The sequence below is a fragment of the Pseudomonas sp. UFMG81 genome, assembly GCF_015354575.1.
GTDB lineage: Bacteria > Pseudomonadota > Gammaproteobacteria > Pseudomonadales > Pseudomonadaceae > Aquipseudomonas.
This window is the reverse complement of sequence record NZ_JACAFQ010000001.1, coordinates 131,438-155,527: the sequence shown is the minus strand read 5'-3', so window position 1 is coordinate 155,527 and position 24,090 is coordinate 131,438. Positions and strand designations below refer to the sequence as shown.

At 63.7% G+C, this 24,090-nt stretch carries 20 protein-coding genes; 4 read left to right on the top strand and 16 right to left on the bottom strand.

Going from position 1 to position 24,090, the window contains the following annotated elements:
- Positions 1-23: 23 nt before the first annotated feature.
- The 6 genes from IX761_RS00710 to gcl form a co-directional block, all read right to left on the bottom strand.
- Positions 24-899 carry an urea transporter gene (locus IX761_RS00710; RefSeq protein WP_194787650.1) on the bottom strand — a complete coding sequence of 292 codons (876 nt, stop codon included), beginning with the start codon at positions 897-899 and terminating at the stop codon, positions 24-26.
- A gap of 181 nt (positions 900-1,080) precedes the next feature.
- Positions 1,081-2,496 (bottom strand): pyruvate kinase, encoded by a 1,416-nt coding sequence (gene pyk, locus IX761_RS00705; RefSeq protein ID WP_194787649.1) that lies wholly within the window; start codon positions 2,494-2,496, stop codon positions 1,081-1,083.
- Positions 2,493-3,767, bottom strand: a complete 1,275-nt coding sequence (locus IX761_RS00700) for a glycerate kinase type-2 family protein (protein ID WP_194787648.1) — start codon at positions 3,765-3,767, stop codon at positions 2,493-2,495. Before IX761_RS00700 ends, pyk begins: the two co-directional genes overlap by 4 nt.
- A 238-nt stretch (positions 3,768-4,005) precedes the next feature.
- Positions 4,006-4,899 (bottom strand): 2-hydroxy-3-oxopropionate reductase, encoded by an 894-nt coding sequence (locus IX761_RS00695; RefSeq protein WP_194787647.1) that lies wholly within the window; start codon positions 4,897-4,899, stop codon positions 4,006-4,008.
- 179 nt (positions 4,900-5,078) lie between these two features.
- Positions 5,079-5,861: a hydroxypyruvate isomerase gene (gene hyi / locus IX761_RS00690; RefSeq protein ID WP_194787646.1), complete on the bottom strand. Its 783-nt coding sequence runs from the start codon at positions 5,859-5,861 to the stop codon at positions 5,079-5,081.
- Positions 5,862-5,914: 53 nt separating this feature from the next.
- Positions 5,915-7,690 (bottom strand): glyoxylate carboligase, encoded by a 1,776-nt coding sequence (gcl, locus tag IX761_RS00685; protein WP_194787645.1) that lies wholly within the window; start codon positions 7,688-7,690, stop codon positions 5,915-5,917.
- Positions 7,691-7,946: 256 nt separating this feature from the next.
- Between gcl and IX761_RS00680 the strand changes: the two genes are divergently transcribed.
- A complete protein-coding gene (locus tag IX761_RS00680) occupies positions 7,947-8,387 on the top strand; it encodes a GlcG/HbpS family heme-binding protein (protein ID WP_194787644.1) in 441 nt (146 codons plus the stop codon).
- 139 nt (positions 8,388-8,526) lie between these two features.
- Here IX761_RS00680 and IX761_RS00675 read toward each other — a convergent pair whose 3' ends face one another.
- The gene (locus IX761_RS00675; protein ID WP_194787643.1) at positions 8,527-9,138 is read right to left on the bottom strand and encodes a TetR/AcrR family transcriptional regulator; all 612 of its coding nucleotides are present in this window, start codon (positions 9,136-9,138) and stop codon (positions 8,527-8,529) included.
- A gap of 132 nt (positions 9,139-9,270) precedes the next feature.
- On the opposite strand from IX761_RS00675, the gene IX761_RS00670 reads away from it, so the two are divergent.
- Positions 9,271-10,185 carry a DUF808 domain-containing protein gene (locus IX761_RS00670; RefSeq protein ID WP_194787642.1) on the top strand — a complete coding sequence of 305 codons (915 nt, stop codon included), beginning with the start codon at positions 9,271-9,273 and terminating at the stop codon, positions 10,183-10,185.
- A 141-nt stretch (positions 10,186-10,326) separates the two neighbouring features.
- Here the strand turns inward: IX761_RS00670 and IX761_RS00665 are convergent, their stop codons facing one another.
- The 7 genes from IX761_RS00665 to puuE all read right to left on the bottom strand — a co-directional run bounded on the left by IX761_RS00665 (position 10,327) and on the right by puuE (position 17,270).
- Positions 10,327-11,109 (bottom strand): outer membrane protein OmpK, encoded by a 783-nt coding sequence (locus IX761_RS00665; RefSeq protein ID WP_194787641.1) that lies wholly within the window; start codon positions 11,107-11,109, stop codon positions 10,327-10,329.
- A gap of 351 nt (positions 11,110-11,460) precedes the next feature.
- Positions 11,461-12,249 carry an outer membrane protein OmpK gene (locus tag IX761_RS00660; RefSeq protein ID WP_194787640.1) on the bottom strand — a complete coding sequence of 263 codons (789 nt, stop codon included), beginning with the start codon at positions 12,247-12,249 and terminating at the stop codon, positions 11,461-11,463.
- Positions 12,250-12,389: 140 nt separating this feature from the next.
- Positions 12,390-13,745 (bottom strand): nucleobase:cation symporter-2 family protein, encoded by a 1,356-nt coding sequence (locus tag IX761_RS00655; protein WP_194787639.1) that lies wholly within the window; start codon positions 13,743-13,745, stop codon positions 12,390-12,392.
- Between the two features lie 152 nt (positions 13,746-13,897).
- Positions 13,898-15,217 carry a urate hydroxylase PuuD gene (locus IX761_RS00650; protein ID WP_194787638.1) on the bottom strand — a complete coding sequence of 440 codons (1,320 nt, stop codon included), beginning with the start codon at positions 15,215-15,217 and terminating at the stop codon, positions 13,898-13,900.
- 45 nt (positions 15,218-15,262) lie between these two features.
- Positions 15,263-15,766, bottom strand: a complete 504-nt coding sequence (locus IX761_RS00645) for an ureidoglycolate lyase (RefSeq protein WP_046856488.1) — start codon at positions 15,764-15,766, stop codon at positions 15,263-15,265.
- A 62-nt stretch (positions 15,767-15,828) separates the two neighbouring features.
- On the bottom strand, positions 15,829-16,344 hold the full coding sequence (gene uraD / locus IX761_RS00640) for a 2-oxo-4-hydroxy-4-carboxy-5-ureidoimidazoline decarboxylase (RefSeq protein ID WP_194787637.1): 516 nt from the start codon (positions 16,342-16,344) through the stop codon (positions 15,829-15,831).
- Positions 16,344-17,270 (bottom strand): allantoinase PuuE, encoded by a 927-nt coding sequence (gene puuE / locus IX761_RS00635; protein ID WP_194787636.1) that lies wholly within the window; start codon positions 17,268-17,270, stop codon positions 16,344-16,346. Before puuE ends, uraD begins: the two co-directional genes overlap by 1 nt.
- A 388-nt stretch (positions 17,271-17,658) precedes the next feature.
- Here puuE and uraH point away from each other — a divergent pair, with 388 nt between their 5' ends.
- Positions 17,659-18,012, top strand: coding sequence for a hydroxyisourate hydrolase (gene uraH, locus IX761_RS00630; protein ID WP_194787635.1), 354 nt, complete (start codon positions 17,659-17,661; stop codon positions 18,010-18,012).
- A gap of 415 nt (positions 18,013-18,427) precedes the next feature.
- Here the strand turns inward: uraH and dacB are convergent, their stop codons facing one another.
- Entirely contained in the window at positions 18,428-19,891 is a 1,464-nt protein-coding gene (gene dacB, locus IX761_RS00625; RefSeq protein WP_194787634.1) for a D-alanyl-D-alanine carboxypeptidase/D-alanyl-D-alanine-endopeptidase, read from the bottom strand.
- A 185-nt stretch (positions 19,892-20,076) separates the two neighbouring features.
- Between dacB and IX761_RS00620 the strand changes: the two genes are divergently transcribed.
- The gene (locus IX761_RS00620; RefSeq protein ID WP_194787633.1) at positions 20,077-20,421 is read left to right on the top strand and encodes a YggL family protein; all 345 of its coding nucleotides are present in this window, start codon (positions 20,077-20,079) and stop codon (positions 20,419-20,421) included.
- Between the two features lie 30 nt (positions 20,422-20,451).
- On the opposite strand, the gene IX761_RS00615 is transcribed toward IX761_RS00620, so the two are convergent.
- The gene (locus tag IX761_RS00615; protein ID WP_194787846.1) at positions 20,452-24,087 is read right to left on the bottom strand and encodes an ATP-binding protein; all 3,636 of its coding nucleotides are present in this window, start codon (positions 24,085-24,087) and stop codon (positions 20,452-20,454) included.
- Positions 24,088-24,090: the final 3 nt, after the last annotated feature.

Below are 24,090 nucleotides of genomic sequence, written 5' to 3'. Positions count from 1 at the left end.
GGGCAGAGCCTAGGGGCTGGGTTTCAGCTGTGCAAGCGGGGTGCGTTGCGGCGTTGGTTGAGCTGCGCGAAATGGCTGCCCAGGTGCATCAGCCAGCAGGCGACCACGAACGGCGCGGTCAACCCGGCAATGGGCAGCAGGTTGAACAGCGGTTGCAGCAGCAGCGCCAGGGCGATGGCCAGCAGTGTCACCCAGGGCTTTTCGCCCTGGCGGCTGAAGGCCAGTGCGGCCAGTGCCGCATTGAAGCCGTACAGGCCCAGCCAGGCCGCTTGCGCATCGCCAGCCAGCAGCGCGATACCACCACCGATGGCCGAGCCGATCACTGCCCAGGTGGCCGCGTAGGGGTTGGCAAGGTACAGGCCGATGACGATCAGCAGGCCGGCCATGGGCTTGTCGAGCAGGAAGATCTGCCCCAGGCCGCGCAGCATGGCGTACAGCGGGTCGGCCTCGACATAGCTGTTGGTGGCAGGTTCGGCCAGCAGCAGGGCGGCCCAGCCGAGCAGCACGAAGGGCGCGGTGTAGGCGATCAGCAGTTTGCCGCCGCGCTTGCGCCACTGGTGGGTGAGCATGCTCGACAGGCCCCCGGCGGCGATGATCAGCGGCGGCAGGATGGCCGACCAGGGCAGCACCGCGCTGATCAGGATGCCGACCAGCACGCCGTTGTAGCTGTACAGCCCGGCCTGGCGGTCGGCACGGTCGTAACCACGGCGTTGCGCAGTGAGCAGGCCGGCCAGGGCGCCGAGCAGGGCACCGCCGACCAGGCCCGGGGCGGTCAGCAGGATGGCCAGCAGGCAGCACAGGCCGCACAGGGGGTTGCGCAGCAGCAGCACCTGGCTGAAGCCGTTGAGCAGCGCCGTGGCCCAGTCGGGGCACGGGTTGACGAAATTCTTGGTGTACATGGGCAGTCAGTGAGGTGAGTGGTCAGCGGTGGGCCTCTTTGGGCCTCGGTTTTCCGCGGGTTCGGTGTATTGGGAGGGCTTTGCCCTCCTTTCGCGGCACAAGGCCGCTCCTACAAGGGATCGCGTAGCTCTGTAGGAGCGGCCTTGTGTCGCGAAAGGGGCGCAGAGCGCCCCAGCGATCTCAGACCAGGGTCTCGATGCGCAAGGTATTAGTCGAACCGGGCTTGCCGAAAGGCACACCGGCGGTGATCAGCAGCGTGTCACCGCGGCTGGCCATACCTTGCGCCTGGGCGATTTCCAGCGCCGTGGAGACCACTTCATCGACCTGGCGCAGGCGGTCGTTGACCACCGAGTGCACACCCCAGGCCACGCTCAGGCGCCGCGCGGTGTTCAGGTTTGGCGTGAGGTTGAGGATCGGCGCGCGGGGGCGTTCGCGGGCGGCGCGCAGGGTGGAATTGCCCGACTCGCTGTAGTTGACCAGCACCGCCACCGGCAGGATGCCGCTGATACGGCGGATGGCGCAGCTGATGGCGTCCGACACGGTGGCTTCGGCCTTGGGCCGGCCAGCGTCGAGCTGGGCCTGGTAGTCCGGGCCGTTTTCCACCTGGCGGATGATCTTGCTCATCATCTGCACCGCTTCCAGCGGGTAGTCGCCCGAGGCGGTCTCGGCTGACAGCATTACCGCATCGGCACCCTCGGCCACGGCGTTGGCCACGTCGGTGACTTCGGCGCGGGTCGGGGCAGGGGAGAAGCGCATGGATTCAAGCATCTGCGTGGCCACCACCACCGGTTTGCCCAGTTGGCGGCAGGTGTTGATGATCTGCTTCTGGATCTGCGGCACGCTTTCGGCCGGCACCTCCACCCCCAGGTCGCCGCGAGCGACCATGATCGCGTCGGACAGCTCGGCGATGGCTTGCAGCTGCTCGACCGCCGAAGGCTTCTCGATCTTGGCCATCAGGTAGGCGCGGTCGCCGATCAGCTGGCGCGCTTCGATGATGTCTTCAGGGCGCTGCACGAACGACAGGGCCACCCAGTCCACACCCAGCTCCAGGCCGAAGGTGAGGTCGCGGCGGTCTTTTTCGGTGAGCGGGGACAGGTCGAGCACTGCTTGCGGCACGTTGACGCCCTTGCGGTCCGACAGCTCGCCACCGGCCAGCACTTCGGTGTCGATGGCGTCGGCGTGCTTGGCGGTCACCCGCAGGCGCAGCTTGCCGTCATCGAGCAGCAGGTCCATGCCCGGCTCCAGCGCGGCGATGATCTCCGGGTGCGGCAGGTTGACCCGGCGGCTGTCGCCCGGGGTCTTGTCCAGGTCCAGGCGCAGGGCCTGGCCGCGCTGCAGCTGCACCTTGCCGTCGGCGAAGCGGCCCACGCGCAGTTTCGGGCCTTGCAGGTCCATGAGGATGCCCAGCGGGTAGTTGAGCTGCTGCTCGACTTCGCGGATCCACTGGTAGCGCAGGGCGTGGTCGGCGTGTTCGCCGTGGCTGAAGTTGAGGCGGAAGATGTTCACCCCGGCTTCGACCAGCTGGCGGATGTCATCGATGCCGTTGATCGCAGGCCCGAGGGTGGCGAGGATTTTTACTTTTTTATCAGGCGTCATGATTGCGGGGTCTCAAGGATCAGGATGGCGCGGAAGTCGTTGACGTTGGTGCGGGTCGGCTCGGTGACGATCAGCGCATCGAGGGCGGCGAAGTAGCCGTAGCCGTTGTTGTTGTCCAGCTCATCGCTGGCCGACAGGCCCAGGGCCTCGGCGCGGGCGTAGCTGTCTGGGGTCATGTAGGCGCCGGCGTTCTCTTCCGAGCCGTCGATGCCGTCGGTGTCACCGGCCAGGGCGTACACGCCCGGCAGGCCTTTGAGGCTTTCGGTGAGGCTGAGCAGGAATTCGGCGTTGCGCCCGCCACGGCCGTTGCCGCGCACGGTGACGGTGGTCTCGCCGCCGGAGAGGATCACACAGGGCGCCTTCAGCGGCTGGCCGTGCAGGACGATCTGCCGGGCGATGCCGGCGTGGACCTTGGCCACTTCGCGCGACTCGCCTTCCAGGTCACCGAGGATCAGCGGGCTGAAGCCGGCCTGGCGGGCTTTCACGGCGGCGGCCTCCAGCGACTGCTGGGGTTTGGCGATCAGCTGGAAGTGGCTGCGCGCCAGCGCCGGGTCGTCGGCCTTGACGGTTTCGGAGGCCGGGTTGTTGAGCCAGTCGATGACCGCTTTAGGGGCGTCGATGTTGTAGCGCTTGATGATCGCCAATGCATCGGCCGAGGTGCTCGGGTCGGCCACGGTGGGGCCGGAGGCGATGACCGTGGCCAGGTCGCCCGGTACGTCGGAAATCGCATAGGTGTAGACGGTGGCCGGCCAGCAGGCCTTGGCCAGGCGGCCGCCCTTGATCGCCGAGAGGTGCTTGCGCACGCAGTTCATCTCGCCGATGGTGGCGCCGGACTTGAGCAGCGCCTTGTTGATCTGCTGCTTGTCGGCCAGGGTCAGGCCTTCGGCGGGCAGGGCCAGCAGCGCCGAGCCACCGCCGGAGAGCAGGAAGATGACGCGGTCGTCTTCGTTCAGGTTGCTGACCAGATCGAGCACGCGCTTGGCGACGGCCAGGCCGGCGGCGTCGGGGACCGGGTGGGCGGCTTCGACCACCTCGATCTTCTGGCAGTTGGCGCCGTGGCCGTAGCGGGTGACGACCAGGCCGGAGACTTCTCCTTGCCAGCTTTTCTCGACCACTTCGGCCATGGCGGCTGCGGCTTTGCCGGCGCCGATGACGATGACACGGCCGCTACGGTCGGCGGGCAGGTAGGGTTCTAGGACTTGGCGAGGGTGGGCGGCGGCGATGGCTGTGTCGAACAGCTCGCGGAGTAATTTTTGCGGATCGACCGACATGGCAGGCTCCCAGATTATTGTTGTTCTGCACAATCAAAAACGCCCCTGGAACTGCCTCCGTGCAGGCCGAACCAGGGGCGGGTGTTGCTCGGTGTGAAATCGGGAATTCTGGGGGCGCTTTGCGCCCCTTTCGCGACACAAGGCCGCTCCTACAGGAGACCGCGATCCCTTGTGGGAGCGGCCTCGCCGGAGCGCCGGACCGGTCGGAAAGGGCTGCGCAGCAGCCCCCGAACTCAAATCACTTGTCGTCGCGGATCGAGAAGTTGGCCATGTGCTCCAGGCCTTTGATCAGCGCCGAGTGGTCCCAGTTGCCGCCGCCCAGGGCCTGGCAGGTGTTGAACACTTGCTGGGCATTGGAGGTGTTGGGCAGGTTGATGCCCAGCTCCTTGGCACCCTGCAGGGCCAGGTTCAGGTCCTTCTGGTGCAGGTTGATGCGGAAGCCCGGGTCGAAGGTGCCTTTGATCATGCGCTCGGCGTGCACTTCGAGGATCTTCGAGGAGGCGAAGCCACCCATAAGCGCTTCACGCACCTTGGCTGGGTCGGCGCCGTTCTTGGCGGCGAACAGCAGGGCTTCGGCGACGGCCTGGATGTTCAGGGCGACGATGATCTGGTTGGCGACCTTGGCGGTCTGGCCGTCACCGTTGCCACCGACGCGGGTGATGTTCTTGCCCATGGCTTCGAACAGCGGCAGGGCGCGCTCGAAGGCTTTCGGGCAGCCGCCGACCATGATGCTCAGAGTGGCAGCCTTGGCGCCGACTTCGCCGCCGGACACCGGGGCGTCCAGGTAGGCGGCGCCGGTGGCCTTGATCTTCTCGGCGAAAGCCTTGGTGGCGGTAGGGGAGATCGAGCTCATGTCGATCACCACCTTGTTCGGACCGACGCCTTCGGCAACGCCGTTCTCACCGAACAGGACGCTTTCGACCTGTGGGGTGTCGGGCACCATGACGATGATGAACTCGGCTTCCTGGGCCACTTCCTTGGGGTTGGCCAGGGCCACGCCGCCGGCGGCGATCAGGTTGGCTGGCGCTGCGTCGTGGTGGGTCGAAACGAAGATGCTGTGACCTGCCTTTTGCAGGTTCTGGGCCATGGGGTTGCCCATGATGCCGGTGCCGAGGAAACCGATTTTAGCCATGAGAATTCTGCCTCTTTGTATTTGTATGAACAGGCGACCTGGCCCCTGTAGGAGCGGCCTTGTGTCGCGAAAGGGGCGCGTAGCGGCCCCACCTTCTCAGCCACGCAGGAACATTGTCGGGGCTGCTGCGCAGCCCTTTCGCGACACAAGGCCGCTCCTACAACGGTCCTGCGTGTGTTTCAAATTGCGTTGTGCGTCTTGAGCCAGCCCAGGCCCGCTTCGGTGGTGGTCTTGGGCTTGTATTCCGCGCCCACCCAGCCCTGGTAACCGATGCGGTCCAGGTGCTCGAACAGGAAGCGGTAGTTGATCTCGCCGGTGCCGGGTTCGTTGCGGCCCGGGTTGTCGGCTAACTGCACGTGGTTGATCAGCGCCAGGTTGGCTTCCAGGGTGCGGGCCAGGTCACCTTCCATGATCTGCATGTGATAGATGTCGTACTGCAGGAACAGGTTGTCGCTGCCCACTTCGGCCTGGATTTCCAGGGCCTGTTTAGTGGTGTTCAGGTAGAAGCCTGGGATGTCGCGGGTGTTGATCATTTCCATGACCAGGCGGATCCCGGCGGCCTTGAGCTTGTCGGCGGCGTAGCGCAGGTTGTCGACGAAGGTCTTGCGCACGGTGGCGCAATCCGGGCCTTGCGGGCGGATGCCGGCCAGGGCGTTGACCTGGGTGTTGCCCAGCACCTTGGCGTACTCGATGGCCTTGTCGACCCCGGCGCGGAACTCTTCGATGCGGTCCGGGTGGCAGGTGATGCCGCGCTCACCCTTGGCCCAGTCGCCGGCCGGCAGGTTGAACAACACTTGCGTAAGGCCGTGGGCGTCGAGCTGCTGCTTGATCTCGGCGGCGCTGAAATCGTACGGGAAGAGGTATTCGACACCGCTGAAGCCAGCATCGGCGGCGGCCTTGAAGCGGGCCAGGAAGTCCTGTTCGGTGAACAGCATGGACAGGTTGGCAGCGAAGCGAGGCATGGTTGTCTCCTTGCGATGGAGGCCCCCGGCGCAGCGCCGGGGGCGTCAGGCGATCAGTCGAGCATCGAGATGGCGGTTGGCGCGTCGTTACCGACCAGGGCGAGGTCTTCGAATTCGTTGACCGCGTTGATCTCGGTGCCCATGGAAATGTTGGTGACACGCTCGAGGATCACTTCGACCACGACCGGTACGCGGAACTCTTCGGCCATCTTCTGCGCCTTGAGCAGGGCAGGGGCGATCTCGGCCGGTTCGAACACGCGCAATGCCTTGCAGCCCAGGCCTTCGACCACGGCGACGTGGTCGACACCGTAGGTGGCGGCGTCGGTGGAGTTGATGTTCTCGAACGCCAGTTGTACACAGTAATCCATGTCGAAGCCACGCTGCGCCTGGCGGATCAGGCCGAGGTAGGCGTTGTTCACCAGCACGTGGACATACGGCAGGTTGAACTGCGCGCCCACCGCCAGCTCTTCGATCATGAACTGGAAGTCGTAGTCACCGGACAGCGCGACAACCTTGCGCGATGGATCGGCCTTGACCACACCGAGTGCGGCAGGGATGGTCCAGCCCAGCGGGCCGGCCTGGCCGCAGTTGATCCAGTGGCGTGGCTTGTACACGTGCAGGAACTGCGCGCCGGCGATCTGCGACAGGCCGATGGTGCTGACGTAGGTGGTGTCCTTGCCGAACACTTCGTTCATTTCCTGGTACACGCGCTGTGGCTTGACCGGAACGTTGTCGAAGTTGGTCTTGCGCTGCAGGCTCGATTTGCGCTGCTGGCAGTCTTCCAGCCAGGCCTTGCGGCACTTCAGCTTGCCGGCGGCTTTCCACTCGCGGGCCACTTCGAGGAACACGTCCAGCGCCTTGCCGGCATCGGAAACGATACCCAGGTCCGGGGTGAATACGCGGCCGATCTGGGTCGGTTCGATGTCCACGTGCACGAACTTGCGGCCTTCGGTGTAGACGTCGACCGAGCCGGTGTGGCGGTTGGCCCAACGGTTGCCGATACCGAACACCAGGTCGGACTTGAGCATGGTCGCGTTGCCGTAGCGGTGCGAGGTCTGCAGGCCGACCATGCCGACCATCAGCGCGTGGTCGTCAGGGATGGTGCCCCAGCCCATCAGGGTTGGCACTACCGGTACGCCGGTCAGTTCGGCGAACTCGACCAGCTTGTCGCTGGCGTCGGCGTTGATGATGCCGCCACCGGCCACCAGCAGTGGGCGCTCGGCGTCATTGAGCAGGGCCAGGGCTTTTTCGGCCTGGACGCGGGTAGCGGCTGGCTTGTTGATCGCCAGTGGCTCGTAGGCGTCGATGTCGAATTCGATTTCGGCCATCTGCACGTCGAACGGCAGGTCGATCAGCACGGGGCCTGGGCGGCCGGTACGCATTTCGTAGAAGGCTTTCTGGAAGGCATAGGGCACCTGGCCCGGCTCCAGTACGGTGGTCGCCCACTTGGTCACCGGCTTGACGATGCTGGTGATGTCGACGGCCTGGAAGTCTTCCTTGTGCAGGCGAGCACGTGGGGCTTGGCCTGTGATGCAGAGGATCGGGATGGAGTCGGCCGACGCACTGTACAGGCCGGTGACCATGTCGGTGCCGGCAGGGCCGGAAGTGCCGATGCACACGCCGATGTTGCCTGGGTTGGCGCGGGTGTAGCCCTCGGCCATGTGCGAGGCACCTTCGACGTGGCGAGCGAGGACGTGATCGATGCCACCGACTTTCTTCAGGGCCGAGTACAGCGGGTTGATCGCGGCGCCGGGAATACCGAACGCGGTATCTACACCTTCACGGCGCATGACCAGAACGGCTGCATCGATTGCTCTCATTTTGCTCATGGTTTGTGCCTCATCGATTTTGTAATTGTATACAACTTGCTTTGCGGCAGAGTGTATTCACGCTTCGACCCAAAGGTCAATCCATTTTCGTCGGGGAATTGCGCTGGTCGCTCAGGCCCTGGAAAAGCGGCATTTCGTCGCACTCGGTACGATTGGTCAAAAATATTGTATACAAAACATATCGCTGTTGTGTTCTATTCTTCCATCGGTTTTCAACTGCCCTCAGGGCTTCTCACAACAAGAAGAGGACCTTTTCATGACCGCATTGACCCTGAAAGTCGCCGTAGGCGTGGTGAACGCTGCGCTTGCCGCAGGCCGCAAGATCAACGCAGCGCCACTGACCGTGGCGGTGCTGGATGCCGGCGGGCACCTGCTGGCGCTGCAGCGGGAGGATGGCGCTAGCCTGTTGCGCCCGGAGGTGGCCATCGGCAAGGCCTGGGGCGCGGTGGCGCTGGGCAAGGGTTCGCGCCTGCTGGCGCTGGATTCGCAGCAGCGGCCGGCGTTCTACGCCGCGCTCAATGGGCTGGGCGAGCGGCCGGTGGTGCCGGTACCGGGTGGCGTGCTGATTCGTGATCAGGACGGCACGGTACTGGGTTCGGTAGGGATCAGCGGGGATACGTCGGATATCGACGAGCAGTGCGCGATCAGTGCGATCGAGGAGGTGGGGCTGACGGCGGATGCGGGGGTTGCGGCCTAAGGCTCAAAATACTGGGGCCGCTTTGCGGCCCTTTCGCGGCACAAGGCCGCTCCTACAGGGGTTACGCATTTCCCTGTAGGAGCGGCCTTGTGCCGCGAAAGGGCCGCGAACGGGCTGCAAAGCAGCCCCATTGGCCCTGTCAGGCCGCTTCGGGTTCGCAACCCTTCAACACCAGGCGAATGATGGTCTCCGCCGCCGCGTCGTAATCGCTCTCTGCCAGCTTGGCCTTCCCGGTCACCACGGAAATCTGCCAGTCGAAATCCGCATAGGTTTGTGTCGCTGCCCAGATGCTGAACATCAGGTGGTGCGGGTCGACGTTGGCGATCTGCCCGCGCTCAAGCCAGCTCTGGATGCACTCGATGTTGTGCCGGGCCTGCTCGTTCAACTGCTCGACCTGGCGCGGCGACAAGTGCGGGGCGCCGTGCATGATCTCGCTGGCGAACACTTTCGAGGCGTGGGGCAGGTCGCGGGAGATGCGAATCTTCGAGCGGATGTAGGCGCTGAGCACTTCCTTGGGGTCACCGTCGGCATTGAACGGCGTCGACGCCTGCATGATCGGCGCGATGATGCTCTCGAGCACCTCGCGGTAGAGGTTCTCTTTCGACTTGAAGTAGTAGTACACGTTCGGCTTGGGCAGGCCGGCCTTGGCCGCGATATCGCTGGTCTTGGTGGCGGCGAAGCCCTTGTCGGCGAATTCTTCACTGGCCGCGCGCAGGATCAGTTCCTTGTTGCGCTCGCGAATGGTGCTCATTGGCGGGGATCTTCCTCGTATAGGGCCCCTTGCAGGAAGGGTTCGGCATGGTAGCACCCGGCCCGACAAGCGCTCAAGGCAGCGTCATTGGGCTAGAATTCGCATCTTTGAAAACCACTGGAACAGGCAAACATGGCAGGAAGCAGTCTACTGGTACTGATCGACGACATCGCCACGGTGCTCGACGACGTCTCGTTGATGACCAAGGTCGCGGCGAAGAAGACCGCCGGTGTGCTGGGCGACGACCTGGCGCTCAATGCCCAGCAGGTCAGCGGCGTGCGCGCCGAGCGGGAGATCCCGGTGGTGTGGGCGGTGGCCAAGGGCTCGATGGTCAACAAGGCGATCCTGGTGCCGGCGGCGCTGCTGATCAGTGCCTTCATCCCCTGGGCGGTGACGCCGCTGCTGATGGTCGGTGGTGCCTACCTGTGCTTCGAAGGCTTCGAGAAGCTGGCGCACAAGTTCCTGCACAGCAAGGCCGATGCCGAGGCGCAGCATGAGGCGCGCAAAGAGGCCGTGGCCGATCCGAATGTGGACCTGGTCGCGTTCGAGAAGGAGAAGATCAAGGGCGCGGTGCGCACCGACTTCATCCTCTCCGCCGAAATCATCGCCATCACCCTGGGCACCGTCGCCGATGCGCCGCTGACCCAGCAGATCATCGTGCTGTCGGGGATCGCCATTGTCATGACCGTCGGCGTTTACGGCCTGGTGGGTGGCATCGTCAAACTCGATGACCTGGGGCTGTGGATGAGCAAGAAGGCCTCGGGCCTGGCCCGTGCCGTCGGCAATGGCATCCTGCGTGCGGCGCCGTACCTGATGAAGAGCTTGTCGGTGATCGGCACCGCAGCGATGTTCCTGGTGGGTGGCGGCATCCTGGTGCACGGCATCGCGCCGCTGCATCACGCGATCGAAGCATTCAGCGAAGGGCGTGGCGGGGCATTGACCGGGGCGCTGCTCAATGGCGTGGCCGGCGTGGTGGCCGGGGCCGTGGTGCTGGCGGTGGTCGGTGTGGTGGGTAAGCTGTGGCGGGCGCTACGGCCGGCTAATTGAGGTGCATGGCCGGGGCTTTGCCCCGGTTCGCGGGTAAACCCGCTCCCACAGGCGCCGCATCAGGGATGAAGCCTGCGCGGTACCTGTGGGAGCGGGTTTACCCGCGAATGGGCTGCGCAGCAGCCCAGGCCGTCGATCAAATCAGAAGTGAACCTTGACCAGGAAGCTCATGGTGTTCTGATCGGTGGTGAAGGCATCGCTGTCTTTGATGCCGTACTTGTTCTTCCAGTAGTCGTACTCGATACCCACGTACAACTGCTTCTCACCCAGGTGCAGCGCTTTACCCAGGTCGTACTTGATCTGCGGGTTGAAGTGCAGGTTGGCCTGGTAGGTGCCGCGACGGTTCTCGTCGTTGTCCACCACCCAATCCATGAAGCCGTCGATCAGGATGTCGGACGAACCCACCGGCAGGGTGTACGACCACACCGGGGTGATCTGCCAGACGTTGTCGCCCGGGCGGCTGCCATCGGTGGTGCGCTGGTAGAAGTTCAGCTGGAAGTAGTCGAAGCCGGGGATGGCCAGGTCGAAGCCGGGACCGATCAGGTAGGACTCGGTGTCACCCTCGCCGAACTCGTAGGTCATGGCCAGCAGCACGTCCTTCACCGGGCCGAACTCGATCTTCTGGTCGAAGATCTTGCCGAACGACAGGCGTGGGCTGAACTCGCCGTAGTAGGTGTTCGGGCCGTTGCTGGCGTCCTTCTTGCCCTGGTAGAAAATCTTGTCGACGAAGAAGAAGTTGTCGCCGTACTTCCAGCCGTCGGCGTGCTCGAAGGTCACCGTCTGCTGGATCTCGGGGTTGACCTTGAAGTTCTTGCCCCACAGGTAGGTGAGGCTGTTGTTCTGCCATTGCAGCAGGTCACCGGCTTGGCTGGCGCCGCAGGCCAGCAGGCCACCGGCGAGGATCAGGCTATTCATGATACGCATTGCGTGTGTCGCTCCCTTTATTGGATCTGTTGTCAGCGCTCGGGCGCTGTTTTTTGTCTTTTGAGTCAGCTTTTTTCGATTGGCCACAGCTGTTTGGCAAGAGCTGCGCCAACTTTCCGGGTTGGCCACAACCATCCTGCTCGACGACTTGCTGAACGGATGAACATGGGTCTTTCTGGCTGGCAACACGTTGGCCAACCGCCCGAATTCATTGACTGAGCGGTCAGCAAACGTGGGCAGGATCCTTCCTGCCCCGATCGAGGGGGCGCGCAGATTACTGGCTTGCGCGCCGGTCCTCAAGTGCTCCATCCTGGAACACGGTGTTACAAACTTGTGCGTTCGGTCAGGTTATCAGAAATGAACCTTGATGAGAGCACTGGCGACGCTTTGATTGCTTTGCAGGTTGCCCTGGCTGTCGATACCGTACTTGTCCTTCCAGTAGCTGTACTCGAAGCCCACGTAGAGCTGCTTGGCGCCCAGGTTCAGGGCCTTGCCCAGGTCGTACTTGACCTGCGGGTTGAAGTGCAGGTTGGCGTGGTAGGTGCCGCGACGGGTCTGGTCGTTGTCGGTGACCCAGTCCATGTAGCCGTCGATCAGAATGTCCGAGCGGCCAACGGGGATGGTGTACGACCAGCCAGGGGTGATCTGCCAGACGTTGTCGCCCGGGCGGCTGCCTTCGGTGTTGCGCACGTAGAAGTTCAGGGTGAAATAGTTGAAGCCGGGAATGTTCAGGTCGAAGCCGGGGCCGATCAGGTAGGCCTCGTTGTCGCCCTCACCACGCTCGTAGGTCATGGCCAGCAGCACGTCCTTGATCGGACCGAAGCTCAAGTTGCGATCGAAGATCTTGCCGAATGACAGGCGCGGGCTGAACTCGCCGTAGTAGGTGGTCACGCCTTTGCTCGGGTCGGGCTTGCCGTTGTAGAAGATCTTGTCGACGAACATGAAGGTGTCGCCGTACTTCCATTTGTTGGCGTGCTCGAAGGTGATGGTCTGCTGGATGTCGGGGTTGACCTTGAAGTCCTTGCCATACAGGTAGGTCAGGCTTTCGCCGTGCCATTGCAGCCATTCCCCGGCATGCGAGGGAAGGGTGGTGGCCAGCAGGCTGCTGCCCAGCAGCAGGGACGAGGTGATGCGTTTCATGTTGTGTTTCCCGGACTTATTGTTTTTGTTGGCGGTTTATTCGGCGCGCAGGCGCCCCGGACGGCCCATTCCGGCGGGCCGACGGTGTTGCATCTACTACGGGTCGAGAGCGGGGCGGCAATGCATGCCGCCCCTGGTCCTCAATGCTGGTGGCAGGCGTCGTTGTGCGCGGCGCGGTCGGCGCCACCGAGGATGTTGAACAACAGGTTCAGCACCAGGGCGCTGAGGGTGGCCATGGCGATGCCACTGTGGGTGATGGGTTCCATCCACTGCGGCATCTGCGCGAAGAACTCCGGACGGACCACGGGGATCAGGCCGAAGCCGACACTGACCGCGACCAGCAGCTGGTTGCGACGGTCGGAGATATCCGCTTCCTGGAGGATCTTGATCCCGGTGGCGGTGACCATGCCGAACATGGCGATGGACGCGCCACCCAGTACCGCAGGCGGGATCGAGGCGATCAGGAAGGCCGCCTTGGGCAGCAGGCTGAGCAGGATCAGCAGCCCGCCGGCCATGACCGTGACGTAGCGGCAGCGCACGCCGGTCATCTGCACCAGGCCGATGTTCTGGGCGAACGAGGAGTGGGTGAAGGTGTTGAAGAAGCCGGCGATGAACGACGCGCCAGCGTCGCACAGCAGGCCGCGACGCAGCATCCCAGGGGTGACTTCACGATCGGTGACCTTGCCCAGGGCGAGGAACATGCCCGTGGACTCGACGAAGATGATCACCACCACCAGGCACATCGACAGGATCGGTGCCAGGCTGAAGGTCGGCATGCCGAAGTGCAGGGGGGTGACCACCTGCAGCCAGGGTGCTTCGCTCAGGCCGGACAGGTCGACCATGCCGATGGAGCCGGCAAGGATGTAGCCCAGGCCCATGCCCACCAGTACCGAAACGTTGACCCAGAAGCCGCGCATGAAGCGGTTGATCAGCAGGATCACCGCCAGCACCAGGCCGGCGACCATCAGGTAGATCGGCGCGCCGAAGGCTTCGGCCTCGTGGCCGCCACCCGCCCAGTTGACCGCGACCGGGAACAGCGACAGGCCGATGGAGGTGATGACCGTGCCGGTCACCAGGGGTGGGAAGAAGCGCACGACCTTGGACATGAACGGCGCGATCAGCATGCCGAAGAACCCGGCGGCGATGGTCGCGCCGAAGATCCCCTGCAAACCGACCCCTGGCATGCCGGCCATGGCCACCATGCTGCCGACGGCGGCGAAGCTGGCGCCCATCATGACCGGCATGCGTATGCCGACCGGGCCGATACCGAAGGATTGGATGATGGTGGCAACGCCGGCGACCAGCAGGTCGGCGTTGATCAGGAAGGCGACTTCCTCGCGTGACAGGCCGGCGGCCTGGCCGATGATCAGCGGCACGGCAATGGCGCCACCGTACATCAGCAGAACGTGTTGCAGACCCACCAAGATCAGCTGGAACAAGGGCAGGGGCTGTCGTGGTGGCGCAACAGGGATGTACGCCTTGGGTGACTCGGACATGCAGCACCTCGAGTTTTGTTTTTATTCTCGGATCCAAGCCAAAAGCTCCAAGCGGCAAGCTTCAAGTAGAAGCTTGTGGTTCCCGCTCGAAGCCTGAGGCTCGATGCTTGCTTGTTATCTAGCTACTTACCGCTTGTAGCTTGCAGCTGCTTTCAGTTGACTTGCGCGCCTTTGGCGATCCAGTCGCCGACCAGCTTGCGCTCTTCGACGGTCATCTGGGTGATGTTGCCCAGCGGCATGATCTGGCTGGCGACAGCTTGCGCCTGGATGCGCGCGGCCTGGGCCTGGATCTGCTGCGGGGTGTCGAACATCACGCCGGCAGGGGCGGCGCTGAACAGCGGGCTGGTCGGCTTGGCCGAGTGGCACACGGTGCAGCGTTCCTGGATGACGTTGTGGATCTTGTCGAAGCTACCGGTGGCGGCCTGGGCGGTGGCCTGGGCAGGCGCCGCGGCAGCTGCTTCGGCAGGCTTGGCAGCTTCCTCGGCACGCAGTTCGGCGGCGGTCTTGCCACCTACGGCGGTGGCCGGCAGCGGCTGGTACTCGACCTTGGCAGCAGCCTGCTCAGGCGCAGTCGGCAGCGGCTTGGGGCCGGTCACGTAGGCCAGGCAGATCATCGCCAGGGCGCCGACGGGCAGGGTCCAGGCGTACTTGTTGCTGTCGTGGCGGGTGTTGAAGTAGTGACGGATCAGTACCGCGGCCACCGCGATCCCGGCCAGGATCAGCCAGTTGTACTGGCTGCCGTAGGTGCTCGGGAAGTGGTTGCTGATCATGATGAACAGCACCGGCAGGGTGAAGTAGTTGTTGTGGCGCGAGCGCAGCAGGCCCTTGGCCGGCAGTACCGGGTCCGGGGTCTGGTTGTTCTCGATGGCCGCCACCAGCTGGCGCTGGGCCGGCATGATGATGCGGAACACGTTACCGACCATGATGGTGCCGATGATCGCGCCGGTGTGCAGGTAGGCGCCGCGGCCGCTGAACACCAGGCTGAAGCCCCAGCATGCGGCGATGATCAGCACGAACAGCACGCCACCCAGCAGCGCTGGCTTCTTGCCCAGGGGCGAGTCGCACAGGAAGTCGTAGACGAACCAGCCGGCGATCAGCGAGCCGATACCGATGGCCACGCCTTCGGCACCGCTCAGGGTGCTGCCGGGTGCCAGCAGGTACAGCGCCGGGTTCCAGTAGAACACCACGCACAGCAAGGCGATCCCGGACATCCAGGTGAAGTAGGCTTCCCATTTGAACCAGTGCAGGTTCTCGGGCATCTTCGGCGGGGCGAGCTTGTATTTTTCCAGGTGGTAGATACCGCCACCGTGGATGGCCCAGAGGTCACCCGACAACCCATCGCGCGGGTTGCTTCGGTTCAGGTGGTTCTCCAGCCAGACGAAGTAGAACGATGCACCGATCCAGGCGACACCGGTGATCATGTGAACCCAGCGAATGCTCAGGTTCAGCCATTCGTGAAGGTGTGCTTCCACAGTAGTTACCTCTCGCCGGTCACCACATCGATGACCGACCCTTTCTTATTGGTGGGGATTGAGGATCAGCATCTGTTCCTCGGGGAAGTAATGCTCATCGCAGTTGTTGCCAGAACCACTGCGATCAACCACCAGGAAATCATCCCGCTTTTCGATCGTCAGCACCGGGTGGTGCCACACGCCGCGATGGTAATTAATGCCCTGCCTGCCGTTACTACGGAAGGCACGGACCAAGCCTGATACAGGTGCATCGCCAACCGGCGCGACCACGATCAGAAAGGGGTTGCCGAGCAGCGGGATGAAAGCCTGGCTGCCCAGCGGATGGCGTTCCAGCATGCGTACGGTCAGCGGCATCTCCAGCGCGTCGGCGCGGAAGATGCTGATGATCGCCTTGTCCTCAGGCTCGGCGGTCTCGACCGTGGCGAGCTTGTGGAAGCGCATGGTCGAGCCGTTGTTGATCATGAAGTGGTCACTGCCATCGGTTTCGATCACGTCACCGAACGGGGCGAAGGCTTCTTTGGTCAGGGGCTCGATCATCAGGGTGCGCATGCGGTTATCTCTTCTATGTTCGTTGTTCTTGATTTAGGCAGGCCGGTTCAGCGGGCCCGTCCTCAAAGCTGCAGCAGGCGGAACAGGGCGATCAGGTTGATCTGCGCCAGGGCTTCCTTGAACTCGGCATCCTGGTCGTTGTGGATGCGTTTTTCGAAAGAAGCGAGGATCTGGTGCCGGTTGCTGCCCTTGACCGCCATGATGAACGGGAACTGGAACTTGGCCTTGTAGCCGTCGTTCAGTTCGGTGAAACGGGCGAATTCCTCGGCGGTGCACTGGTGGATGCCAGCGCCGGCCTGCTCGTTGGTGCTCGATTCGGTCAGCTCGCCCTGTACGGCGGCTTTGCCGGCCAGGTCCGGGTGAGCGTTAATCAGTGCCAGCTGGTCTGCATGGTTGGCGCTGAGCAGGATGTCGCTCATGCGCTGATGCAACGCCTCGATCTCGTCCAGCTCAGTCAGCTGACCCAGGTCGTAGGCTTTCTCGGCGACCCACGGCGAGTGCTCGTAGATGTCGGCGAAGGCCTCGACGAAGGCGGCGCGGTCCAGGGTGGAGGGCTTGAGGGTCTTGAAGGCGGTCATCAGGCGTTCTCTTTCTTGTACGGGTGGGTGGCGTGCCAGTGGCGGGCGATGTCCACGCGACGGGCGAACCAGACCTGGTCGTGGCTCTTGGCGTAGTCGACGAAGCGCTTGAGCGCGGCCAGGCGGGCAGGGCGGCCGACCAGGCGGCAGTGCAGGCCGATCGAGAGCATTTTCGGGGCTTCGGCGCCTTCTGCGTACAGCACGTCGAAGGCGTCCTTGAGGTACTGGAAGAACTGCTCGCCGCAGTTGAAACCCTGCACCTGGGTGAAGCGCATGTCGTTGGTGTCCAGGGTGTAGGGGATCACCAGGTGCGGCTTGTCGGTCGGGTTGTTTGGTTCCCAGTAGGGCAGGTCGTCGTCGTAGGTGTCGCTGTCGTAGAGGAAGCCACCTTCCTCCATCACCAGGCGGCGAGTGTTCGGGCCGGTGCGGCCGGTGTACCAACCCACCGGACGTTCGCCGGTCAGTTCGGTAAGGATGCGGATGGCCTCGAGCATGTGCTCGCGCTCTTGCGCCTCATCCATGTTCTGGTAGTCGATCCAGCGGTAGCCGTGGCTGCAGATCTCGTGGCCGGCTTCGGCCATGGCGCGGATCACGTCGGGGTGGCGCTGGGCGGCCATGGCCACGGCGAAGATGGTCAGCGGCACGCCGCTGTCCTTGAACAACTTGAGCAGGCGCCACACGCCGGCACGGCTGCCGTACTCGTACAGCGACTCCATGCTCATGTTGCGCTGGCCCTGCAGGGGCTGGGCGGCAACCATTTCAGACAGGAAGGCCTCGGATTCCTTGTCACCGTGCAGGATGTTGCGCTCGCCACCTTCTTCGTAGTTGAGCACGAAGGACAGTGCAATGCGGGCATTCCCCGGCCATTGCGGATGAGGTGGGTTGTTGCCGTAACCGATCAGGTCGCGAGGGTAGTCAGCGCTCACTGCAGTCTTCCTTCTTGTACGTTTGTGCGGGTGGTGGGCGGGCCGCGTCGGGATGTCGCACCACCGGATGGGCTGATTGTATACAACTTCTTAAATCTTTTGTAAGCCTGTTTTTCCGCATTTCTTCCCATTTGTCGCGTCGTGGTCCCTTGCAAGAAATCTGCCTGACTGGTCAGATAATGCTGACGGCGCCGGCATGCGGCCTGCCTTTGCGATTGATGGCGTGTTTTCGGGGGTGAGCGGACGGGCAGGGAAGAAGGTTCAAAAAATTGTGTACAATTTTTTGAGAAACTGTCTTAATGGCGTCATTCCCGCATGCCGCAGGCCTCTGTGCCCGCTGAATGCCGTGTATTTTTTGCCCACGCATATGACAAGAGGCGACAAGCAAATGGGACGTTTGACCACACACGTACTGGATGCCGCGCACGGCTGCCCAGGCAGCTCGATCAAGGTCGAGCTGTATCGCGTCGAAGGCCAGCAGCTGGAGCTGGTGAACACTGCCCTGACCAATAGCGATGGCCGCGTCGACGCGCCGCTGCTGCAGGGTGATGACTACCGTACCGGCGTTTACCAGCTGCAGTTCAGCGCCGGCGACTATTACCGCGCCCGTGGCGTGCAATTGCCGGGCACCGCGTTCCTCGACGTCGTCGTGCTGCGCTTTGGCATCGACGAGCAGCAGGAGCACTACCACGTGCCGCTGCTGATCTCGCCGTACAGTTACTCGACCTATCGTGGAAGCTAGTTGGTCGCTAGATGAATCTTCGTAGGTCCTTGCCCGCTCTCACACTGGCGGGCTTTTTTTTGCCTGCTGGAAAGTGCGTCGCGGGGCTGGAGCAACAGTGTTGTTGTAGGAGCAACTGTCTTGCTCAGATTCTAAAAAGCCTACGCGATCCCTTGTGGGAGCGGGCTTGCCCGCGAACACCGGCGCAGCCGGTGCCAGCCAGCGCGGTGGCTGCTTCGCGGGCAAGTCGCAGCGGCGAACCGCCGCTCCCACAGGGGATCGCGGTGCGGCTCCTGGCAATGTTCCCTGCGCGACAGCGCAGCCCGTAGGGCTGGGGGATCTCCTACAGGGGCGTGCGCACAAGCAAAAGGCAGTTACTCTTGCAGGCAGACATGACAAAGGGGCGCCATGCGCCCCTTTTTCGTTCAGCCCTGGATCAGGGCGTAACGCCCACCGTCCCACCCGCCAGCTTCGGCTGCCGGTACAGGTCCAGCAGCACCTGGTCCAGCACCTGCGAGGCGCCCCAGGGTTTGGGGTCGTTGAGGATGGCGGCGACCGCCCAGGTGTTGCCGTTGCTGTCGCGGCTGAAGCCGGCGATCGCGCGCACGGTGTTGAGGGTACCGGTCTTGATGTGGGCCTCGCCGCTCATCGCCGTGCGCTTGAGGCGCTTGCGCATGGTGCCGTCCATGCCCACCAGTGGCATCGAGCTGATGAACTCGGCGGCGTACGGGCTCTTCCAGGCAGCCTGCAGCAGTGCTGCCATCTCGCGGGTGCTGACCCGTTCGGCGCGGGACAGGCCGGAGCCGTTCTCCATCACCAGGTGCGGTGCGGTGATGCCTTTCTTGGCCAGCCACTGGCGCACCACGCGTTGGGCGGCGCGGGCGTCGTCGCCGTCGGCGTCGGTACGGAACTGCGCGCCAAGGCTCAGGAACAGCTGCTGGGCCATGGTGTTGTTGCTGTACTTGTTGATGTCGCGGATCACTTCCACCAGGTCGGGGGAGAAGGCCCGGGCCAGCAGGCGCGCGCTCTTGGGCACGTTCTCGACGCGATCGCGGCCCTGGATGCTGCCGCCCAGCTCGTTCCAGATGGCGCGCACGGCGCCAGCGGCATAGGTGGGGTGGTCGAGCAGCGACAGGTAGGTCTGCGAGTTGCAGCCCTCGCCCAGTTGGCCGCTGACGGTCACGCTTACGCCGTCGGCCTGCATCACCGGGTTGTAACGCACATCGCCGGTGCACTGTTTGCTCGCTACCGCCTTGACCTGGTTGTCGATGCGGATGCTGGCGATGGGCGGTTCCACCGCAATGGTCACCTTGCCGCCATCATTGCGGGCGACGAAGCGCAGGGCCTTGAGGTTGACCAGCAGCGAGTCGGGCTTGACCAGGAAGGGTTTGTTCTCGTCGCCGCCATCGTCATTGAACTGCGGCAGGTTGGGCTGCACGAAATGGCTGCGGTCCAGTACCAGGTCGCCGGTGACGGTGCGCACGCCGTTGGCGCGCAGGTCGCGCATCAGCAGCCAGAGCTTTTCCATGTTCAGCTTGGGGTCACCGCCACCCTTGAGGTAGAGGTTGCCGTTGAGCACGCCGTTGCTCAGGGTGCCATCGGTGTAGAACTCGGTCTTCCACTGGAAGGTGGGGCCCAGCAGCTCCAGCGCGGCGTAGGTGGTGACCAGCTTCATGGTCGAGGCAGGGTTCACTGAAACGTCAGCGTTGAATACCGTCGCGGTACCAGGGCCGTCGAGCGGCAGCATCACCAGCGACAGGGCGCTGTCCTGAAGTTTGTTGTTTTTCAGGGCCTGTTGCACTTTGGCCGGCAAGCTGGTGTTGACGGCCGCAGCCTGGCTGGGCAGCGCGAGTGGCAGGAGCAGGCCGGCGAGCAATAGTGGGCGGAGCGTCTTGATCATAGAAATAAGAACCCTGCAGGCGAGGGAAAAAGAACATGGGGCTGTAAGAATGATGGCCCCAGCACGAAAACGAATGCGCATTATGCCCCAAGCGCACAGTGTATGCGCCCCGTTCGACACAAATGCGCCGAACTGCCTCGGAAACTGGTAAAGTGCCGCGCGTAAATACTTGAGAGGATTGTTTCATGGCTACCAACCGTTCCCGTCGTCTGCGCAAAAAACTGTGCGTGGATGAATTCCAGGAGCTGGGTTTCGAACTGAACCTGGGCTTCAAGGAAGACCTGTCCGATGAAGCCATCGATGCCTTCCTCGATGCCTTCCTCGCCGAAGCCATGGATGCCAATGGCCTGGATTATGTCGGTGGCGATGATTTCGGCCTGGTCTGCAAGGCTGAACGCGGCTCGGTCACCGAGGAGCAGCGCGCTGCCGTCGAAGCCTGGCTCAAGGGCCGCAACGAGCTGACCACTATCGAAGTCAGCCCGCTGCTGGACGCCTGGTATCCGGAAAAGCCGATCAACCCGGCTTCCTGATCCGCTGGCGGCACCCTTGCCGGTGCCGTATCAGCCTGCCTCGGCCAGGTGGCCCAGCTGCCTGGCCAGGGCCTTCTCCACGCGGCGCATGTGCCGCGCCAGCGCCTGCCGGCGCCGCTTCAACTCCATCAGCGGCAACCCTGGCCCTTCCAATGCCTGACAAGCGAGAATCAACGACCTGGCCTCCAGCATCCGTGCCGCGCTGAGGATCTTGTGTGCCTGGGCGTAGAGCGCGTCGGCATGCTCTTGCGGGTCGATGCTCATCAGGATCTCCAGGTCCTGTCGCAGGCTGAGGTGCAGCGTACCGAGGATGCGGTCGCGATCACTGGCGTTGTCGCCGACGATGGCGCTCAGACCGTCGAGGTCGAAGCGGTGGCCGTGCTTGCCGCAGCCTTTGCTGCACGGCCTGGTACCGCGGGAAATGGCCGTCAGTCGTTGCCCGAGCAACTGCAGGCCAATGGGCTTGAGCAGGCAGTCGTCCATCCCGGCATCCAGGCATTGCTGGCGTACCTCGGGCTGTGCGTTGGCGGTGTAGCCGAGCAGGATGCAACGCGGCCTGCTGTGCAACTGCTCCTCCGTGCGCACGGTCCTGGCCAGTTCGTAGCCGTTCATTTGCGGCATGTTGCAATCGACGATCATGACGTCGAAGCAACCTTCGCGCCATTTGCGCAACCCTTCTCGACCATCGCGGGCGCTATCCTGGCGTAGCCCGAGATAGCTCAATTGCTGGGCCATCAGCAGCAGGTTGGCGGGGTGATCGTCGATCACCAGCACTTTCAGCCGCCCATCGGGGCGTTCGATGGCGCTGGCGAGCAGCGGCGAGGAGGCGACCGGGGCAACGCGTTGCACGGGCATGACCAGTCGCACCCGCGTACCCACGCCATGCAGGCTTTGCAAGGTCAGCTCGCCGCCCATCATCGTGCACAGGTTACGGCTGATCACCAGCCCCAGGCCGGTACCGGCGCGGGCCTCGTCACTGTAGGGGTTGGCCTGCATGAACGGCGTGAACAAGCGTTGCAGGTCTTGCTCGTGGATGCCGATGCCGGTGTCGCGCACCTCCAGTTCCAGGGTCGGGGAGGGTGGGGTACCGTTGCTGCCGAGCTTGATGCTGATACGCACCTGGCCCTGCTCGGTGAACTTGATCGCATTGCTGACCAGGTTGGACAGCACCTGCTTGAAACGCAGCGGGTCGAGCAGCGCATGGCAGCGTGCCTCATCGGTGATCCTCACCTCCAGGGTCAGGCCCTTGTGCCGGGCCAGGCCGTCGAATACCCGGCCCACCGACTCGACCAATGCGGCAAGGTCTACGGGCTCCGGGGCGAGGGACAGATGCCCGGACTCGATGCGGGCAATGTCGAGGATGTCACCGATCAGGCCCAGCAGGTCGGTCGCCGAGTGATGGGCGATCTCCAGGGCTGGGCGATCGAGCTGGCCTTGTTCGGCACGTCGCAGGGCCAGTTCAAGCATGCCGATCAGGGCGTTCATGGGGGTTCGTATTTCATGGCTGATGGTCGCCAGGAACGTGCTCTTGGCCCGGTTGGCATCGTCGGCTTGCTGCTTGGCCAGGCGCAGGTCCTGCACCAGGTCGCGGCGCTCGCTGATGTCGATCCAGCCGCCGATGATGCCTTGCATTTCACCCAGGGAGTCGCGGTAGGGAAGAATCCAATGATAGAGGGTCAGTTCCCTGTCCTTTAATCGTAAGGGGCGGTCGAGAATCAGGGGTTTGCCTTCGGCCATCACCCGGTTGTAGTCGTCCTGGATCTGCTGGGTGTACTCGCAGACGCTGAAGCGCGAATCTTGCAAGCGCTTGCCGATGACCTGCTCGCGACTGGCGCCGACGGCCTGCAGGTAACTGTCGTTACAGCTTTTCAGGCGGCCGTCGCGGTCGCGGACGTACATCGGGTGAGGCGTGCCATTGAGCAGCGCGCCCATGAATTCCAACTGGTCGTTCAGTGCCCGCTCGGCACGCTGGCGCTGTTTGATCTGGCGCCGCAGCCGGGCATTCCAGACCAGGGTCAGGACCAGCAGCATGCCGATGGCCGCGACCACTTGCAGGATCACTCGACGGTAGCCACGCCAGTAGGCGTCATCCGCCACGCCATGGTCGCGCCAGCGGCTGTTGATGACCCCAAGCTCTTCCGGGGAGATGCTCAGCAATGCCTTGTCGAGGATCGAGCCCAGTTCGCTGGCTTGGGGTAGGGTCGCCAGCGAGAACGTCGCAGGCTCGGTACCGACGGTGCTGCGTATCGCCAGGCTGTCGTTGCTGGCCAGCATGTGGTTGGCGTCGATCAGCGTGGCGACCGCGGCATCCACCGCGCCGCTGCCGAGCAGGGCCATGGAGTAGAAGGTGCTTTCGGTGGCGACCTGGTGGATGCCTGGGTGGTCGGCGGTCAGCATTGTGGTCACGCTGCTGTCGCGAGGGACCGCCACCCGTTTGCCCTTGAGTGTTGCCAGCGTGGTGGGCTGGTCGGCGCCGCTGCGGCTGACAAGAACATAGGCGCTCTCCAGGTACGGCCTGCTGACTTGCAGCGGCCCGGCCCGGCGAGTGTCAGTGGAAAGCGTGGCGATGATGTCGGCGCGCGCATTCTCGAGCTGGTTGATCATATCGCCATCGCCACTGGCACGGATCGTCTCGAAGCGTAGGCCGGTACGCAGGCGAATGAGTTCGAGCAGGTCGGCGACAATGCCACGCAAGCGCCCATTACTGTCGTAAAAGGTGAGCGGCGCGGCGGTATCGTTGACCACCACGCGCATGACCGGATGACCGCTCAACCATTGTTCCTCGTGAGGCGTCAATTGCAGCTTGCGATCCGTCAACAGGTTGCCGCTGCTGGCGCTCCAGCGCTTGAAAATATCATTGCGGGTCGCGGGCGCCTGCGCATCGAGCGCGGCGTTGATCAGGTCCACTAGCACAGGATCGTCTCCGCGCACGGCAAAGCTGAAGCCCACGGCCTTGGGCTTGCCGAAGTTGGCCATGCGCAGGCGTGGCAAATGCCCCTGGCTGATGAGGTAGTGGGTGGAGATGGTGTCGCCGATGAACACATCGGCTTGCTCGAAGGCCACGGCGTTCAATGCCTGAGTAGAGGACTCGAAGGTCAGTAGCTCGGCCTTGGGGTAGCTGGCGTGGATTTCTTCCGGTGGCAGGTAGTGGTAGAGCGTGCTCAGGCGCATGCCCTCAAGGCCCGTGTCCAGGGCGCGGCTTTCGTCCTCGCGGGTAACCAGCACGGGCTGATCGACGGCATAGGGATGGGAAAGCACCAACCCCTCGGTGGTCGCCTCGTAGCCGTTGGCACTACCGAGCAAGTCGATGTGCCCGCTCTTGAGCGCCGCGACCGCTGCCGGCCGGCTGGGGAAGCGCTGTACCCGCACCGGCAGGCCGAGGGCGTTGCCGACCAGGCCAGCGTAGCCGGCTGTCAACCCCTGGTATTCCTGCCCGCCAGTGGCAATGTCGAATGGGGGGTAGTCGGGCGCCGAAGTGCCCAGCACCAGCTCGTGCCTGCCCCTGAGCCAGGCACGCTGGGCGGCTGTCAGCACAGGGGGCGTCGCTGTCGGGGATGAGCGGCTGAGCAGGGTGTAGGTCTTGCCCTCGTCGAAGGACACACAGGCGCCGTGCAAGGGAGCGCCCAGCCACAGGCATAGCAGCGAATTTACAAGGTACCTCCACATCAT

Coding starts and splice junctions, on each gene's coding strand:
- IX761_RS00710 (WP_194787650.1), bottom strand. CDS start 899: ATGTACACCAAGAATTTCGTCAACCCGTGCCCCGACTGGGCCACGGCG.
- pyk (WP_194787649.1), bottom strand. CDS start 2,496: ATGACGCCTGATAAAAAAGTAAAAATCCTCGCCACCCTCGGGCCTGCG.
- IX761_RS00700 (WP_194787648.1), bottom strand. CDS start 3,767: ATGTCGGTCGATCCGCAAAAATTACTCCGCGAGCTGTTCGACACAGCC.
- IX761_RS00695 (WP_194787647.1), bottom strand. CDS start 4,899: ATGGCTAAAATCGGTTTCCTCGGCACCGGCATCATGGGCAACCCCATG.
- hyi (WP_194787646.1), bottom strand. CDS start 5,861: ATGCCTCGCTTCGCTGCCAACCTGTCCATGCTGTTCACCGAACAGGAC.
- gcl (WP_194787645.1), bottom strand. CDS start 7,690: ATGAGCAAAATGAGAGCAATCGATGCAGCCGTTCTGGTCATGCGCCGT.
- IX761_RS00680 (WP_194787644.1), top strand. CDS start 7,947: ATGACCGCATTGACCCTGAAAGTCGCCGTAGGCGTGGTGAACGCTGCG.
- IX761_RS00675 (WP_194787643.1), bottom strand. CDS start 9,138: ATGAGCACCATTCGCGAGCGCAACAAGGAACTGATCCTGCGCGCGGCC.
- IX761_RS00670 (WP_194787642.1), top strand. CDS start 9,271: ATGGCAGGAAGCAGTCTACTGGTACTGATCGACGACATCGCCACGGTG.
- IX761_RS00665 (WP_194787641.1), bottom strand. CDS start 11,109: ATGCGTATCATGAATAGCCTGATCCTCGCCGGTGGCCTGCTGGCCTGC.
- IX761_RS00660 (WP_194787640.1), bottom strand. CDS start 12,249: ATGAAACGCATCACCTCGTCCCTGCTGCTGGGCAGCAGCCTGCTGGCC.
- IX761_RS00655 (WP_194787639.1), bottom strand. CDS start 13,745: ATGTCCGAGTCACCCAAGGCGTACATCCCTGTTGCGCCACCACGACAG.
- IX761_RS00645 (WP_046856488.1), bottom strand. CDS start 15,766: ATGCGCACCCTGATGATCGAGCCCCTGACCAAAGAAGCCTTCGCCCCG.
- uraD (WP_194787637.1), bottom strand. CDS start 16,344: ATGACCGCCTTCAAGACCCTCAAGCCCTCCACCCTGGACCGCGCCGCC.
- uraH (WP_194787635.1), top strand. CDS start 17,659: ATGGGACGTTTGACCACACACGTACTGGATGCCGCGCACGGCTGCCCA.
- dacB (WP_194787634.1), bottom strand. CDS start 19,891: ATGATCAAGACGCTCCGCCCACTATTGCTCGCCGGCCTGCTCCTGCCA.
- IX761_RS00620 (WP_194787633.1), top strand. CDS start 20,077: ATGGCTACCAACCGTTCCCGTCGTCTGCGCAAAAAACTGTGCGTGGAT.
- IX761_RS00615 (WP_194787846.1), bottom strand. CDS start 24,087: ATGTGGAGGTACCTTGTAAATTCGCTGCTATGCCTGTGGCTGGGCGCT.